Annotated in this window: 15 protein-coding genes; 4 read left to right on the top strand and 11 right to left on the bottom strand. The window is 71.5% G+C overall.

Features of this window, described 5'->3' with window-relative positions; translation table 11 throughout:
• Positions 1-27: 27 nt before the first annotated feature.
• Together guaA and DEIMA_RS08300 are read right to left on the bottom strand one after the other, a co-directional pair.
• On the bottom strand, positions 28-1,545 hold the full coding sequence (guaA, locus tag DEIMA_RS08305) for a glutamine-hydrolyzing GMP synthase (RefSeq protein ID WP_043817224.1): 1,518 nt from the start codon (positions 1,543-1,545) through the stop codon (positions 28-30).
• A gap of 59 nt (positions 1,546-1,604) precedes the next feature.
• Positions 1,605-2,954 carry a hypothetical protein gene (locus DEIMA_RS08300; RefSeq protein ID WP_013556792.1) on the bottom strand — a complete coding sequence of 450 codons (1,350 nt, stop codon included), beginning with the start codon at positions 2,952-2,954 and terminating at the stop codon, positions 1,605-1,607.
• A gap of 144 nt (positions 2,955-3,098) precedes the next feature.
• On the opposite strand from DEIMA_RS08300, the gene DEIMA_RS08295 reads away from it, so the two are divergent.
• From DEIMA_RS08295 to DEIMA_RS08285, 3 genes are read left to right on the top strand one after another with little or no spacing between them, the layout of a single operon-like run.
• Positions 3,099-4,136: an Mrp/NBP35 family ATP-binding protein gene (locus tag DEIMA_RS08295; protein WP_013556791.1), complete on the top strand. Its 1,038-nt coding sequence runs from the start codon at positions 3,099-3,101 to the stop codon at positions 4,134-4,136.
• A 10-nt stretch (positions 4,137-4,146) separates the two neighbouring features.
• Positions 4,147-4,788 (top strand): helix-turn-helix transcriptional regulator, encoded by a 642-nt coding sequence (locus DEIMA_RS08290; protein ID WP_013556790.1) that lies wholly within the window; start codon positions 4,147-4,149, stop codon positions 4,786-4,788.
• A gap of 4 nt (positions 4,789-4,792) precedes the next feature.
• Positions 4,793-5,296 (top strand): 2'-5' RNA ligase family protein, encoded by a 504-nt coding sequence (locus tag DEIMA_RS08285; protein ID WP_013556789.1) that lies wholly within the window; start codon positions 4,793-4,795, stop codon positions 5,294-5,296.
• Positions 5,297-5,330: 34 nt separating this feature from the next.
• On the opposite strand, the gene DEIMA_RS17875 is transcribed toward DEIMA_RS08285, so the two are convergent.
• The 7 genes from DEIMA_RS17875 to DEIMA_RS08250 form a co-directional block, all read right to left on the bottom strand.
• Positions 5,331-5,921 (bottom strand): hypothetical protein, encoded by a 591-nt coding sequence (locus tag DEIMA_RS17875; protein ID WP_013556788.1) that lies wholly within the window; start codon positions 5,919-5,921, stop codon positions 5,331-5,333.
• The gene (locus DEIMA_RS08275; protein ID WP_013556787.1) at positions 5,918-6,331 is read right to left on the bottom strand and encodes a globin domain-containing protein; all 414 of its coding nucleotides are present in this window, start codon (positions 6,329-6,331) and stop codon (positions 5,918-5,920) included. The genes DEIMA_RS17875 and DEIMA_RS08275 overlap by 4 nt, the downstream gene beginning before the upstream one ends.
• 62 nt (positions 6,332-6,393) lie before the next feature.
• Positions 6,394-7,023: a YczE/YyaS/YitT family protein gene (locus DEIMA_RS08270; RefSeq protein WP_013556786.1), complete on the bottom strand. Its 630-nt coding sequence runs from the start codon at positions 7,021-7,023 to the stop codon at positions 6,394-6,396.
• An 80-nt stretch (positions 7,024-7,103) separates the two neighbouring features.
• Positions 7,104-8,294 carry an ABC transporter permease gene (locus tag DEIMA_RS08265; protein ID WP_013556785.1) on the bottom strand — a complete coding sequence of 397 codons (1,191 nt, stop codon included), beginning with the start codon at positions 8,292-8,294 and terminating at the stop codon, positions 7,104-7,106.
• On the bottom strand, positions 8,291-8,974 hold the full coding sequence (locus tag DEIMA_RS08260) for an ABC transporter ATP-binding protein (RefSeq protein ID WP_013556784.1): 684 nt from the start codon (positions 8,972-8,974) through the stop codon (positions 8,291-8,293). Before DEIMA_RS08260 ends, DEIMA_RS08265 begins: the two co-directional genes overlap by 4 nt.
• On the bottom strand, positions 8,971-9,405 hold the full coding sequence (locus DEIMA_RS08255; RefSeq protein WP_169311933.1) for a hypothetical protein: 435 nt from the start codon (positions 9,403-9,405) through the stop codon (positions 8,971-8,973). The genes DEIMA_RS08260 and DEIMA_RS08255 overlap by 4 nt, the downstream gene beginning before the upstream one ends.
• Before the next feature lie 112 nt (positions 9,406-9,517).
• On the bottom strand, positions 9,518-11,257 hold the full coding sequence (locus DEIMA_RS08250; protein ID WP_013556782.1) for an alkaline phosphatase: 1,740 nt from the start codon (positions 11,255-11,257) through the stop codon (positions 9,518-9,520).
• 156 nt (positions 11,258-11,413) lie between these two features.
• Between DEIMA_RS08250 and DEIMA_RS08245 the strand changes: the two genes are divergently transcribed.
• Positions 11,414-11,842, top strand: coding sequence for a TlpA family protein disulfide reductase (locus DEIMA_RS08245; RefSeq protein ID WP_013556781.1), 429 nt, complete (start codon positions 11,414-11,416; stop codon positions 11,840-11,842).
• A gap of 13 nt (positions 11,843-11,855) precedes the next feature.
• On the opposite strand, the gene DEIMA_RS08240 is transcribed toward DEIMA_RS08245, so the two are convergent.
• Entirely contained in the window at positions 11,856-12,614 is a 759-nt protein-coding gene (locus tag DEIMA_RS08240) for a substrate-binding periplasmic protein (RefSeq protein WP_013556780.1), read from the bottom strand.
• 141 nt (positions 12,615-12,755) lie between these two features.
• The gene (locus tag DEIMA_RS08235; protein ID WP_013556779.1) at positions 12,756-13,388 is read right to left on the bottom strand and encodes a ribonuclease HII; all 633 of its coding nucleotides are present in this window, start codon (positions 13,386-13,388) and stop codon (positions 12,756-12,758) included.

Genomic DNA, 13,388 nt, shown 5'->3' with positions numbered 1-13,388 from the left:
CGTGTCGGCCCCGCCCTTCTCCGGGGGTTACTCCCACTCAATGGTGGCGGGCGGCTTGCCGGTAATGTCGTACACGACGCGGTTGATCTCGTGGACCTGGTTCACGATGCGGTTGCTCATGGTCGCGAGGAAGTCGTACGGGAGACGCGCCCACTCGGCCGTCATGAAGTCGTCAGTGGTGACGGCGCGCAACGCGGCGGTGTAGCTGTACGTACGCTCGTCACCCATCACGCCGACGGACTGGATGGGCGTGAGGACCGCGAGGGCCTGCGAGCACCCGTCGTACAGGCCGAACTCGCGCAGCCCACTGATGAAAATGTCATCCACGCGCTTGAGAATGTCGAGCTTCTCGGGCGTGATCTCGCCGAGCACGCGGATGGCGAGGCCCGGGCCGGGGAACGGGTGGCGCATGCGGATGTGGTCGGGCAGGCCGAGCAGGCGGGCGATCTCGCGCACCTCGTCCTTGAACAGCGTGCGGAACGGCTCGACGAGCTTGAACGCGAGGTCGTCGGGCAGGCCGCCGACGTTGTGGTGGCTCTTGATGTTCGCGGCGCCCTCGCCGCCGGCGGACTCGATGACGTCCGGGTACAGCGTGCCCTGCGCGAGGAAGTCGAACGGGCCGTACTCGCGCGCTTCGCGTTCGAACGCGCGAATGAACTCGCGGCCGATGATCTTGCGTTTCTGCTCGGGGTCGCTGACGCCCGCGAGCGCGCCGAGGAACTGCTCGCGCGCGTCCACCGTCACGAGGTTCACGCCGAGGGGACGCAGGGCCGCCTCGACCTGCTCACGCTCGCCAAGGCGCAGCAGGCCGTGGTCGATGAACACGGCCGTGAGTTTCTCGCCGACGGCGCGCGCGAGGAGCAGGCCGAGGGTGCTGCTGTCCACGCCGCCGCTGATGGCGAGGAGGACGCGGCCGTCGCCGACCTGCGCGCGGACACCCTCGATGAGTTCGTCGATGATGTGCTCGGCATTCCAGTCGCGTGCGGCGCCGCAGATGCTCAGGTAGTTCTCGAGCAGCAGCGTGCCCTTGGGGGTGTGCACGACTTCCGGGTGGAACTGCACGCCGTAACGGCGCGTGGTGACGTTCTCGATGGCCGTGACGGGCGTGTCCTCGGTTTCCGCGACGACGTCGTACCCTTCAGGCAGACGGGTGACGCTGTCGCTGTGGCTCATCCACGCGACGAATTCGCCCTGGATGCCCTGGAAGAGCTGCCCGCCGTAGCGGGTGAGGTCGGCCTTGCCGTACTCGCGTTTCCCGGCGCGTTTCACGTCGCCGCCGGCCTGCTGCGCGAGGAACTGCATGCCGTAGCAGATGCCGAGGATGGGCACGTCGAGGTCGAGGACGCCGTCGGCGGGGCGGGGGGCACGCTCGTCGTACACGCTGCTGGGCCCGCCGGACAGGACGATGCCGACGGGGTTCTCACGCTGGATGCGTTCCAGGGGGGCGTTGCCGGGCAGGATGACGCTGTACGTACCGAGTTCCCGGAAACGCCGCGCGATCAGGCGCGTGTACTGGGAGCCAAAGTCAAGGATGACGACACTCACGAGCGCCATTCTGACACGGGGGCCGCGTGGGGCCCCCGGGCCCAGTCAGGCAGGGGCGGTCACTGGCCGACGTTGATGGTGATGGGCCGCGCCGTGGGGATCGTCAGGTTGAATTCAATGGGGGCGTAGTTGGTCGCTTCCGCGCGGAGGCGGTACGTGCCGGGCGTGTCCGGGAAGCGCAGCAGACCGGGAGCCACGCCGAGCAGGTCGCCGGCGCGCAGGATGCTGCCGTTTGGCGCGCGCGTGACGCGGACGTTCACGGGTGTGGTGGCGCCCTGCACGCGGAACTCGACGGTGCAGCAGGTGGTCACGGCGGGCGCGGGGTCACGCGCGGCGAGGTACACGCCGCCGAGCAGCGCGAGCAGCAGCACGACCGGGGCGAGCCACACCAGCGGGGGGCGCGACCGCGCGGGCGTGGCGGGGTCCGTGGGGCTTTTCACGACGCGCCAGGAGTGGTCCTCCTCCCAGCCGATGCGGATGGGCGCGTGGCGCGCACGGGCCGCGTCGTCGGGCGCGCGGTCGGCGGGGCGTTCCGGGTCAGGGTCATCGTCGGCAGGCCGGGAGGGTGCCATCGGGGTGCTGGCGGCGGGAACGACCGTGACGCTCTCCTCGAAGTCCTCGTATGCCAGTTCAGGCAGTGGCGTGGGCTCCGGGGCCTCCACAAGGTCCGGCACGCTGCGCGGGAGCTCAGCAGTGATGACCTCGGCAGACCCCGGAGCCGGTTCCGCCTCGATCACGATGATGGGCGGGGGGTCCAGTGTCACCAACGGCGTGGCGGGCACCACCGGCCCCCCCGAGGCGGGCGCGGGCGCCTCCGCGCGGAGCGTGGCTTCGGCGGGGGTGAGCGCGGCCGGTTCCGGTTCTGGAGCGTGCAGCAGCAGCAGGGCCGCTGCGGCGGCGGGGCGGCGGTACGGGTCCGGGTCGAGGAGCGGCGTAAGCGTCGGCGGCATGTTCCCGAGGCGCTGAAGGGCCCGCCCGAGCGCGTACAGGTCCGCGAACGCGCTCTTGCCGCCTTCTGGCGCGTCGCGGTCCTCGCCGAGCGGCCCCCACGCAAGGCCCGCGCCGGCCAGCAGGGCCTCGCCGTCCAGCTCCCACAGGTTCATCTCGTGGACGCCGCCGTGCACGAGCCCGTGCTCGTGCAGCGCCGCGAGGGCCCGCAGCGCCCCGTCTGCCGCGAGGGTCGCGTCGGTCGCGTGCTCCGCGTGCGGCGCGAGGTCCGCGACGAGGTAGTCGTCTCCGGCGGCGGTGTACGGCAGGAGGTTCGGGTGGTCCGGGAGCGTCGGCGTGAACGGCGTGCGCGGCTGGTACAGCAGGGCGGGCATGCCGGTCAGACGGTCCACGGCGCGGGAAACGCGCACCTGGCCGGTCATAAGCGTGTGCGTGAGGACGTACGGCCCGGCCATTTTCATGCGGCACTCCGGTGGGAGCGGGGTCCAGGGGCGGTGGGCATGTGCGGCAAGTATACGGCGCGGCCCGCCTGGGAGCCGCGCGCGCATGAGCATTTGTGAGAGCGTGCCTTGCTGCGGGGCGGGTCATGCGCTAAAACTCCGGTCATGCATCAAGACGACGTGCTCGCGGCCCTTCGCACGGTGAACGACCCGGAACTCCACCGTGACCTCGTGTCGCTGGGCATGGTGAAGGGCGTGCGCGTGGACGGGGACCGCGTGGACGTCCACGTGGAACTCACGACGCCCGCCTGCCCCCTGCGCGGCACCATCGAAGCGGACGTGCGCCGCGCCGTGGAGGCCGCTGGCGCGCGGGACGTGCGCGTGGAGTTCAGTGCGCGCGTCGCGCCGCCGGCGCAGCCGGCCCTGCCGGGCGTGAAGCACGTGCTGCTGGTCGGCAGCGGCAAGGGCGGCGTGGGCAAGAGCAGCGTCGCGGCGAACATCGCGGCGTCACTCGCGGCGGACGGCGCGCGCGTGGGCCTGATGGACGCGGACGTGTACGGGCCAAGCATCGCGCACATGATGGGCGCGAGCGGCGAGAAGGTCACCGCCACCGAGGACCGCAAGATGCGTCCGCTGGAGCGGCACGGCGTGAAGTTCATCAGCATGGGGAACCTCTCCCCCGCCGGGCAGGCGCTGGTGTGGCGCGGGCCGATGCTGCACTCCGCCGTGCAGCAGTTCCTGAAGGACGCCGCGTGGGGCGAACTGGATTACCTGATCGTGGACCTGCCGCCCGGCACCGGCGACGTGCAGCTGTCCATCACGCAGAGCGTGAACGTGACGGGCGCCGTGATCGTTACGACGCCGCAGGACGTGGCGCTCATCGACGCGGCGCGCGCCGTGGACATGTTCCGCAAGGCGAGCGTGCCGATTCTGGGCGTCGTCGAGAACATGAGCTACTTCGTCGCGCCGGACACCGGGATCACGTACGACATCTTCGGGCGGGGTGGGGCGCGCAAACTGGGTGGCCTGACGGTCCTCGGCGAGGTGCCGCTCGACACGGAAGTGCGGCAGGACGCGGACGGCGGCGTGCCGAGCGTGCTCGCGCACCCGCAGAGCGCGGCGAGCGTGGCGCTGCGTTCGGTGGCGCGTACCCTGGCGGGCCGGGTGAGCGTGCAGGCGCTCGACGTCCTGCCGATGGTCTGAGGAGTCACCCATGAGCGCTGTTCCCTCTGCCCCGGCGCCCGCCGCGCCGGAACGCACCAAGACGCGGCTGCTGGAGCTGCTCAAGCAGCAGCGCTGCCATACCGTGCAGGCCCTCGCGGATGAGCTGGGCGTCAGCGTGCCGGCAGCGCGCCGGCACCTCGCGGACCTCACCGAGGCGGGCCTCGTGGAGCCCAGCACCGAGAAGCCGTTCGGGCGTGGGCGTCCGCAGAACGTGTACCGCCTGACGGAGCGCGGCGAGGCGTCGTTCCCGAAGCGCTACGCGTCGCTGTGCGTGGACGTGCTGGAGCACGTGCAGGCCCTGTTCGGGGAGGGGGCGGTGCTGCAGGTCATGGACGCGCGCCGCGCGCAGCTCGCGCGCGAGTGGGCGCCGCTGCTGCAAGGCGATCTGCCCGAGAAGCTCACGCGGCTCGCGCAGCTGCTGTGCGACGCGGGGTACGCGGCTCGGGCTACCTTCGAGAACGGGCACTGGTACCTGATTGAGGGGAACTGCCCGAACCTGACGGTCGCGCGGCGCTACGGAGAGCTGTGCGCGGCCGAACTGGACCTGTACCGCGAGCTGCTGGGCGTGCCGGTCACGCGCGAGACGCGCATCGCGTGCGCGGCACCGAGCTGCCGCTACCGGATCGGGTGACGGCGTGTCGCTGTACAGCCTGGTGGTGTGGCCGCCGGACGAACTGGACGGCTGGCTGACGCGGCATCAGGCGGCGCTGGGCGTCGCGGGGTACGGGCCGCCGCACCTGAACGTCCGCACACCCTTTCAGTGGGACGGGGACGAGTCGGACCTCGCCGCGCGCTTCCGGCGGGCCCTGGACGGCGTGCGCCCGTTCGACGTGCGCGTGAAGGGGTGGCGGCGTTTCCCGCACGTGTTCTTCCTGGAGATGCAGCGCACGCCGGAGCTGCTGGACCTGCACGAGCGGGCGCTGGCGGTGGAGGCCCTGCCGGGCGGCACGCGCGACGGCAGCGGGTTCATTCCGCACCTGACGATGGCGCTCGGCGTGTGCTCGTGGGCGGAGAACCCGCTGTGGGCGCAGGTGGCGCTGCTGGACCCCCCCCTGATGGGCTGGCGGGTGCGGGAGGTGGCGCTGACGCGCGAGCATCAGGGCGCGCTCATCGAGGTCCGCCGCTACCCGCTCACCTGAGAGCGGCGAGGCCGAGGGGGCCTCACCGCCCCTGTTACCGGAGGGTGCCGCGGGGGAAGCTCGGGTCGAGCGGCCAGGCGTGCTCCTCGGTGGACTGGCCGTTGCGGATGACGTGACCGCCGCTGGCGCGCGCGACCCGCCGCATGGTGATTTCCCACGTGAGGCGCTGCGCGAAGCTCACGCCGAGCAGGTACGCGGCGCGGTCGAGGGCGTTGCTGGAGCGCACGCGCGACTCGATCTCGATACGGTAATGCCCTGGACCCTGGGGGTGCACGCGGTACTCGATCCAGCCGCTTTCCGGGTGGGGGCGCAGGGTGCGCAGGCGCACGGTCAGGTCGGAGCGCGCTTCCAGGCGGACGTACGCGGGGCGCAGGAGCAACATCTGGATGTGGTACGTGTCGCCGAGCTGCGGAGCGCGCATGCGGCCCTGTTCGTGCGTGAAGCGGGCGAGCAGGTTGGGGCTCACGCGGTCGAGGTGCGTGAGCATGTACTCCAGCAGCCGCTCAGGCGTGTGGCGCGCACCCTGGACTTCCACCCAGTAGCGGCGGACCGTGACGGGGCCGGCGCCGGTGGGAAGGTCCGTGGCGGGCCGGTTGGTGGCGGGCGCGGCAGGCGTGGTGGTCATGCGGGGACCTCCTCGGGGGTGGGCTCGGGGGTGTTGACCATGTGCGTGGCGACGCGTGTGAGGGCCGCGTACAGCTCGGCGGCGGTGTCGCGGTCGATGCCGAGCGTGTCGTCGAGGGCGCGGCGCATGCAGGCGAGCCACAGGCGCGCGCGGGAGGGCGTCACCGGGAACGGGAGGTGGCGGGCGCGGAGGCGCGGGTGCCCGTAGCGTTCGTGGTACAGGGGCGGGCCGCCGGTGAAGCCGGTCATGAACGCCTCCTGCTTTTCGAGGGTGGTGTCCCAGTCGCCCGGGAAGATGGCCGCGAGGTCGGGCGTGGCGCGGACGTGCGCGTAGAAGCGCGTGAGCAGGTCATGCAGCCGCTCCGGGCCGATGCGGTCGTACAGGGTGCCGCCTTCGGTGAGGTGCATCATGCCGCTACCCTACGGCACGCGGGCCGGGAATTCGGTGAGCGGACGCTGCACCAGGCTTGCGGTTACTTGCGGCGTTCCAGGCCGTAGAGGCGCAGGCCGAGGGCCATGCTAGGGCCGATGCTGAGCGCGAACGCCAGCGTGCCCCACCCGACGGGCCCGCCGAGGACCACGGCAACAGCGACGACGAGGAGTTCCACGCCGGTGCGGACGCGCGCAACCGGCCACGCGTAGCGTTCACCGAGGCCAAGGACGAGGCCGTCGCGCGGACCGGCGCCGAAGCGCGAGGCGATGTACGTGCCGGTGGCGAAGCCCATCAGCAGCACCCCGAACGCAAACTGCGCCCACTGCACGGGCAGCGCGGTCGGGTGCGGGGAGAACGGCGCGAGCAGGTCGATGAACACGCCAATCAGCACCATGTTCAGGACGGTGCCGAGGCCCGGGCGGACCCGCAGCCACGCGTACGCAAGCGCCACGAGGACCGCGCCGATCAGGATGCTGCCCTGCCCGAAGGTGATGGGCACGTGCTGCACCAGGCCGGCGTTCAGGGCGTCCCATGGGCCGACGCCGACGCGCGCGTCGAGCATGAGGCGCACGGACGCGCCGAACAGCAGCAGGCCCACCAGCAGCAGCGCGGAGCGGGCGGCGGTGGGCCAGGAGGCGGTGCGGGCGAGGGGGGCGGAGGGCGCGGCCATGCCGCTCAGCGTACCGCGCGTGGCGCGGCGTGCGGGCGGGTGTGTAGACGGGCTCCGGCGCACCAGGGTCCGCGGGGCCGTTACAGGTGGCGGGTGGGGTGCGCGCGGGCCGCGCCGAGCGCGGGCGGTAAGGCGGCGAGCAGGCCGATGGGGAGCAGCCACGCGACGCGCGCGAGCAGGGGCGCGTCGAGGTTCGGTGCGGGGAGCGTGAAGCCGAGCCGCGCGGCGAGCACGCCACCGCCGAGGTGCCCGAGCAGCAACGCGAGCAGCACGCCTGCCGTGAGGCCCACGAGGACCGTGACGGCCGTTTCGAGCAGCACCACGCCGAACACGGTGCGGCGGCCCGCGCCGAGGGCGCGCAGCAGCGCGACCGTGCGCGCGCGCTCCAGCCCGGCAGCGTGCACGCTCAGCCAGATGGTGAGGGCCGCGAGCAGCAGCATCAGTACGCCGAGGGCGGCGTAGGCGGCCTGACCCTGCAGCACGAAGCCGCGCACCTGCGCGAACACCTGACCGGGGAACACGGCCTGCGTGTCCGGACGGGCGTTCACGCGCTGCGCGACGGCGTACAGGTCGCCGAGCGCGCGGGCGGTGTACAGCACCGCCGTGACGCCGCGCGAGGCGGGCGCGAGCTGCCCGTGAATCTGCCAGAGGCTCTCGATGGACGTGAACACCGCGCGGTCGGCGGGCCCGCCGGTGGGCGCGAGGATGCCGACGACGGTGTACGCCGCATCGTGCTCCTCCTCCTCGACGCCCTCGTGCTCCTCGAGGCCGTGGGCGCTCTTGAAGGTGCTGCCGAGGCGCAGCCCGGCCTGCTGCGCGGCCGCCGGCCCGAGCACGACCTCGAAGGGTGCGCGGAACAGGCGGCCGCGGGCCACGCGGAAGTACAGGGGCGCGCCGGGCTTGAGGCGCTGGTCGAAGAACGCGGCGTTCGTGCCGACGACGGGCAAGCCGTGGTAGTTGTCGCCGAAGCCGAGCGGCACGGCGCGCGCGGTGCGCGGGTCGTCCCGCAGGTGCTCGTACTGCGCGTACGGGATGTTGCCGATGGGCACGTCAAGGTAGAAGAGGCTGCTGAGAACCGCCTGGGTGGGGCTGCCCTTGGCGGTGACGAGCAGGTCGAAGACCTGCGCGGCGTCCTGCGCGCCGCGTTCCACCTGGCGGGTGACGAGCGGAACGATCAGGGCGGTGGCGACAGCGAGCGCGACGGCGAACGTGGTGATGAGCGTGGCGAGGCCGCGCACGCGCAGGTTCCGCAGGGTGACCCACAGGGTCATGCGACCACCGCCGTGAGTGCGGGCGCGGCGCGGTCGCCGACGTGAAGGTGCCGAGCGAACGCGTCAATGACGAGCGGGTCGTGCGAGACGACGATCAGGGTCGCGCCGAGGTCACGGGCGGTGTCCTGCAGGAGCGTGAGGGCCTGCGTGGCGCGCGCACGGTCGAGGTGCGCCGTCGGTTCATCCGCGAGCAGCAGGCCCGGGCCGTGCGCGACCGCGCGGGCGAGCGCGACGCGCTGCCGCTCGCCGGTGGAGAGCTGGCGGGGCGTGTGGTGCGCCCGCTCACCCAGGCCGAGGCGCGTGAGGGCGGCGCGGGCCGCGTCGCGGGCGCGGGCGCCGCGGACGCCGGCGAGGCCGAGGCCGAGCATGACGTTCTCCAGGGCGGTGTAGCCGGGCATGAGGTGGAAGTCCTGGAAGACGTACCCGACGGTGCGCGCGCGGTACGCGTCGCGGGCGGCTTCACTGAGCGCGTTCACGCGCGTGTGACCGTACGTGACGTCGCCGCTCGTGGGCGTGAGCAGGCCCGCGATGAAGTGTAGCAGCGTCGTCTTCCCCGCGCCGCTCGGGCCGGTGATGGCGAGGTGCTCGCCGGCGCGGGCGGTGAAGTCCGGGTACGTCAGGGTGACGTCGGCGCCGTACGCGTGCGTGACGCCCCGAACGAGGAGGTCCGCGGCGCTCACAGGTCCGTGACCTGGTCGGCGTACACGCGCACGAGGCTGACGAAGCCGGTTTCGTCGTCGCGTTTCACGCCCACTTCGAGGCGGCCGCGCACGCGGATCGGGCCGGTGCTGGGGTCGAGGGTCTTGCCGTTCGGCATGATCACGAGGACGATGTCGGGCGGCCAGTCGGCGCTGCTGCTGCAGAACGGGCAGGTGCTCATCGGCTGCTTGGTGAGCACGAAGAAGTCGAGTTTCGGCTTCAGGGGCGGCGCCATGAAGCCGGTGATGTCGACCTTCTGACCGCTGAGCGCCTTGAGTTTCGGGCTGAACTCGATGCCGCGGATGGTGACTTTGCTGTACAGCTCGCTGAATTTGAGGATTGCCTGTGCGCGCGCCGCGCTGAGCGGCGCGGTCAAGGCGAGCGTGGCGAGCAGAAGGGCGGGGAGGCGCATGGCGGTATGGTTCCAGGGAATTGTCATGGGACGTGTCAGGGCGTGATCGCGCGTGTCAGGGGACGGTCTGAGCGCGCGGGCACCCTGGGGGTGCCCGCGCGCTGCAGGGGGGTTACTTGGTTTTGGTGGCGTCGACGCCCATGGCGCGCGCAATCTGGAAGAAGATGTCGGTCTGGTCCATCAGGCCCATGAAGTTGCCGGCGCCCGCGCCGAACGCGAAGAGCGGCAGGGGGTCGGCGGTGTGGACGCCCTGGTTCGCGCTCTTGGGGAGGTTGCCGATGCGGAAATACGCGCCGGTTTCACCGCAGATATCGGGGTTGGGGACGTAGCCGCCCTGGCCGTCGCTGACGGACGGGTCCTTGAAGACGCTGCGGCTCACGAAGGTCTCGCAGTAGTCGGGCGTGGCGGCGAAGCCGACCGCGAGCGTGCGGGGGGTGTTCACCATGGGGATGCCGTTCGCGTCGAGCTTGTCGCCGTACGTGGGGAACTTGGCGTCCTGGTAGGTGCCGACCGCTTCGCGGTTGCCGGCGCCCATGGTGGTGTCGTACCCGCCGAAGGTGCTGATGGAGTGCGCGTGGTCAGCGGTCACGAGCACGAGCGTGTCGGGGTGCGTGCGGGCGTAATCCTTGGCCCACGCGACGGCCTTGTCGAGTTCGAGGACGTCGAACACGCCGCGCTGCCAGTCGAGGGGGTGTTCGGCTTTGTCGATCAGGCCGCCTTCGACCATCAGGAAGTAGCCGTTGGGGTTCTGGTCAAGGGTGGCGACGGCCTTCTGGGTCATCTCCCAGAGGTACGGCTGGTCCTTGAAGTCCCCGAGGACTTTGGGGTCCTGGTACTGCGCGCGGTCGAGGTAGTAGTTGAGGTTGTCGTAGTTGAACAGGCCGAGGAGTTTGCTGCCCTTCGCGGCGTTCAGTTCCGCGCGGGTGGTGGCGAGCGTGAAGCCGAGCTTCTGGCTGTCGGTGATCCAGTCGGTGTTGTCCTTGCGGCGGGAGCCGGGGGCGCTCTGCGGAATGAAGTCGCGGCTGCCGCCCATCAGGAGCACGTCGGGGCTGGCGGCGCCCTTGAAGTACTGGTCGACGATGGCGGCGTAGTCGCCGCGCTTGAAGGTGTGCGCGCCGAACGCGGCGGGCGTGGCGTCCGCGCCGTACGCGTTGGTGACGAGGCCGACGCCGGCGCCGCGGGTGCGCTTGAGGATTTCGGTGATGGTCTCGATGCGGGGGTTGTCGAGCGTGTCGGGGGTGTTGTCCGGGTAGACGTTCAGGGCGTTCACAGCGATCTTCTGGCCGCTGGCGATGCTGGACGCCGTGTTGGCGCTGTCCGCGAGGAAGCTGTCGTAGCTGCTGGTCGTGACGGTCGCCATGCCGCCCAGGCCTTCTTCCATGGCGAGGCGCCCGCGGGGCATGCCGTTGGCGGGGTTGTAGCCCTTGGCGATGAGTTCGGCGGCGCGGACGGTGTTCCAGCCCATGCCGTCCCCGATGAACAAGATGACTTTCTTGGCGGGGCCGGTGGTGGGCGCGTCGGCGGTCCAGGCGGCCTGGGCGGTGCTGGTGCCGCTGTCGTCCTTGAAGGTCACCTGGAGGGTGTGGTTGCCGCTGGGGAGGCTGGTGCCGCGCAGGGTCCATTCCGCTTTGCCGTCGCCGGCGCTGCTGCGCACGAGGTTCCCGACGGGCTGGCCGTCGAGGGTGACGGTGGCGTCCCCGGCGCCTTTGACGCTGCCCGCTTCGACGCGCAGGTCGAAGCGCTGGCCGGCGAGGACATGCGCGCCGTCGTACGGGTAGATTTTGAGGTCGGCGGCACTCGCGAGGCCACTGAGGGCGAGGGTTGCGGTGAGCAGGGTGAGGAACGGTTTCATACGGCCCTCACTCTTCGCGGCGTGTGTCAGCGGGCGTTCAGGCTCGCGTCTGCTGCGTGTCAGGCGCCCAGGGGCGCCTGACGGTCGCGCCGGAGGAACATGTCAGCGTCCGGTCAGGCGCTTGCGGGCCGCTTCAGTAGGCGGCACAGTGAACGCATGCTGTCGACCCTGGTGGCCCTCACCGCCCTGCAGGTCGCGCCGCCCCTGCGCGTCCGCGACGACGCCGGCCGCGCGCGCCTCGTCAAACCCACCACGCGCCCCCTCCTGCTGAGCTTCTGGGCGACGTGGTGCCCACCCTGCCGCGAGGAACTCCCGCGCCTCGCCGAAGCGGCGCGAGGCGGACGCGTGCAGGTCCTCGCCGTGAATTACGGCGAGTCGCCCGCGCAGGTGCGCGCGTACCTGAAGCGCGCGGGCCTTGGAGCGCTGCCGGTGGCCTTCGCCGGCCCCGCAGAACTGAACGCGTGGCCGCTGCCCGGCCTGCCCGCCAGCGCCCTCGTGGACACACGCGGCGCCCTCAAGGCCGTGCAGTACGGCCCGCTGGGCGCCGCGCAGCTGAAACGCTGGCTGGACGCCCTCCCCCGCTGACGCGCGGCGCGCGTCAGCCGCAGCGAATGTTCTCGCCGAAGTACTTGCGGGAGAGCTTCTCGTACCGCCCGTCGTTCTGAAGTTTCGTCAGGGCGACGTTCACGGCGTCGCGCAGGGCGGTGTTGTCCTCCGCGAGGGCAATGCCGGTCGGCACGGACCACAGCACCGGCCCCACGTGGAAGTTCGCCTTCGGGTACGCCTTCAGCGCCGCCAGGCCCGCCAGGCGGTACACGGGCGCCGCGTCGATAGCGCCGCTCAGCATGGCCGTCACGATCTCCTTGCCGCTCCCGTACACCAGGGTCTTTTTCGGGAACGGCAGCTTCTGGATGTACGACTGCAGCAGCGACCCGGCGGGCACGCCGACCGTCTTGCCTTCGAGGTCCGTGTGCTTCTGGATGGCGGCGTCCCGACTGATGATGACCACGGACGCGCAGTACATCGGCTGCGTGAAGTCCACCTTGTTCTCACGGGTGCTCGTGATACCCAGCGACGACACCGCCAGGTCGAACCGGTCATCCGCGAGGCCGCCCAGCAGGCGATCGCGGCTCACGCGCTCCCACTGCGGCTTCACGCCGAGTTCCGCGGCGATCAGGTTCGCGAGGTCGACCTCGAACCCTTCGAACTTGCCGTTCACCTCCGAGGTGTACGGTACGTTGTCGCCGGCAGTGGCGAGACGGAGCACGCCGGCTTTCTGAATGGACGTGAGCGGCAGCGCCAGCGCGGACGAGGTGGCGAGCAGCAGGACGGGCAGGGCGAAACGCAGGTGCTTCATGACAACTACAACTCCTGAGGGGGTGGGGCACGAAAACGCGCCCTATGGGCAGGGCAGCTGGCGCGCACGTGCTCGTGCAGCATCGTTTCGGCGGTGAGCCCATGCTGCCGCACGTCACCTCACGAATTTCTTACACCCGGCCTACTCCGGGGCCGCGAACAGCTGACCCTGCTGCGCCACGCGCGCCACCGGCCCGAAACTCCGGCGGTGCTCATCGCTCACGCCCAGGCGATCCAGGGCGGCGCGGTGCGCGCTCACGCCGTACCCCTTGTGCGCCGCGAACCCGTACCCCGGATGCAGCGCGTCCAGCTCCACCATGCGCCGGTCCCGTTCGGTCTTCGCCAGCAGGCTCGCGGCGGCCACGCTGTAACTCAGCGCGTCCGCCCGGGGCGGGGCCAGCAGCGGCAGGTCCGTCCGGAGCCGCAGGTAGTCCGTGATCAGCGCCTGCGGCGCCACCTCCAGCCGCCGCAGCGCCCGCAACGCCGCCGCGTGCGTCGCCCCGAGCACGTTGAGCCGGTCGATCTCGTCCGCTTCCGCGAACTCCACCGCCCACGCGACCGCCACGCGGCGCACCTCCGCCGCGAGCGCCTCGCGCTGCGCCGCACTGAGCGTCTTGCTGTCCCGGAACGGCAGGTCCGTGGGCGTCGCCGGCAGGATCACGGCTGCGACCGTCAGCGGGCCCGCCCACGCGCCTCGCCCCGCCTCATCCACGCCGGCCACGCGGAAGAACCCGCGCGCCCAATGCTGCCGCTCCAGCGAGAAGTCCGGCGTCAC

Origin of the sequence: Deinococcus maricopensis DSM 21211 (assembly GCF_000186385.1) — a bacterium.
Taxonomy (GTDB): domain Bacteria; phylum Deinococcota; class Deinococci; order Deinococcales; family Deinococcaceae; genus Deinococcus_B; species Deinococcus_B maricopensis.
This window is presented reverse-complemented; position numbering and strand designations above follow the sequence as displayed.

Bases quoted from the DNA above. Each gene is read 5' to 3' on its own strand.
- DEIMA_RS08255 (WP_169311933.1), bottom strand. From the start codon at position 9,405: ATGCGCCTCCCCGCCCTTCTGCTCGCCACGCTCGCCTTGACCGCGCCG.
- DEIMA_RS08290 (WP_013556790.1), top strand. From the start codon at position 4,147: ATGAGCGCTGTTCCCTCTGCCCCGGCGCCCGCCGCGCCGGAACGCACC.
- DEIMA_RS08265 (WP_013556785.1), bottom strand. From the start codon at position 8,294: ATGACCCTGTGGGTCACCCTGCGGAACCTGCGCGTGCGCGGCCTCGCC.
- DEIMA_RS08275 (WP_013556787.1), bottom strand. From the start codon at position 6,331: ATGATGCACCTCACCGAAGGCGGCACCCTGTACGACCGCATCGGCCCG.
- DEIMA_RS08240 (WP_013556780.1), bottom strand. From the start codon at position 12,614: ATGAAGCACCTGCGTTTCGCCCTGCCCGTCCTGCTGCTCGCCACCTCG.
- DEIMA_RS17875 (WP_013556788.1), bottom strand. From the start codon at position 5,921: ATGACCACCACGCCTGCCGCGCCCGCCACCAACCGGCCCGCCACGGAC.
- DEIMA_RS08295 (WP_013556791.1), top strand. From the start codon at position 3,099: ATGCATCAAGACGACGTGCTCGCGGCCCTTCGCACGGTGAACGACCCG.
- DEIMA_RS08250 (WP_013556782.1), bottom strand. From the start codon at position 11,257: ATGAAACCGTTCCTCACCCTGCTCACCGCAACCCTCGCCCTCAGTGGC.
- DEIMA_RS08245 (WP_013556781.1), top strand. From the start codon at position 11,414: ATGCTGTCGACCCTGGTGGCCCTCACCGCCCTGCAGGTCGCGCCGCCC.
- DEIMA_RS08300 (WP_013556792.1), bottom strand. From the start codon at position 2,954: ATGAAAATGGCCGGGCCGTACGTCCTCACGCACACGCTTATGACCGGC.
- DEIMA_RS08270 (WP_013556786.1), bottom strand. From the start codon at position 7,023: ATGGCCGCGCCCTCCGCCCCCCTCGCCCGCACCGCCTCCTGGCCCACC.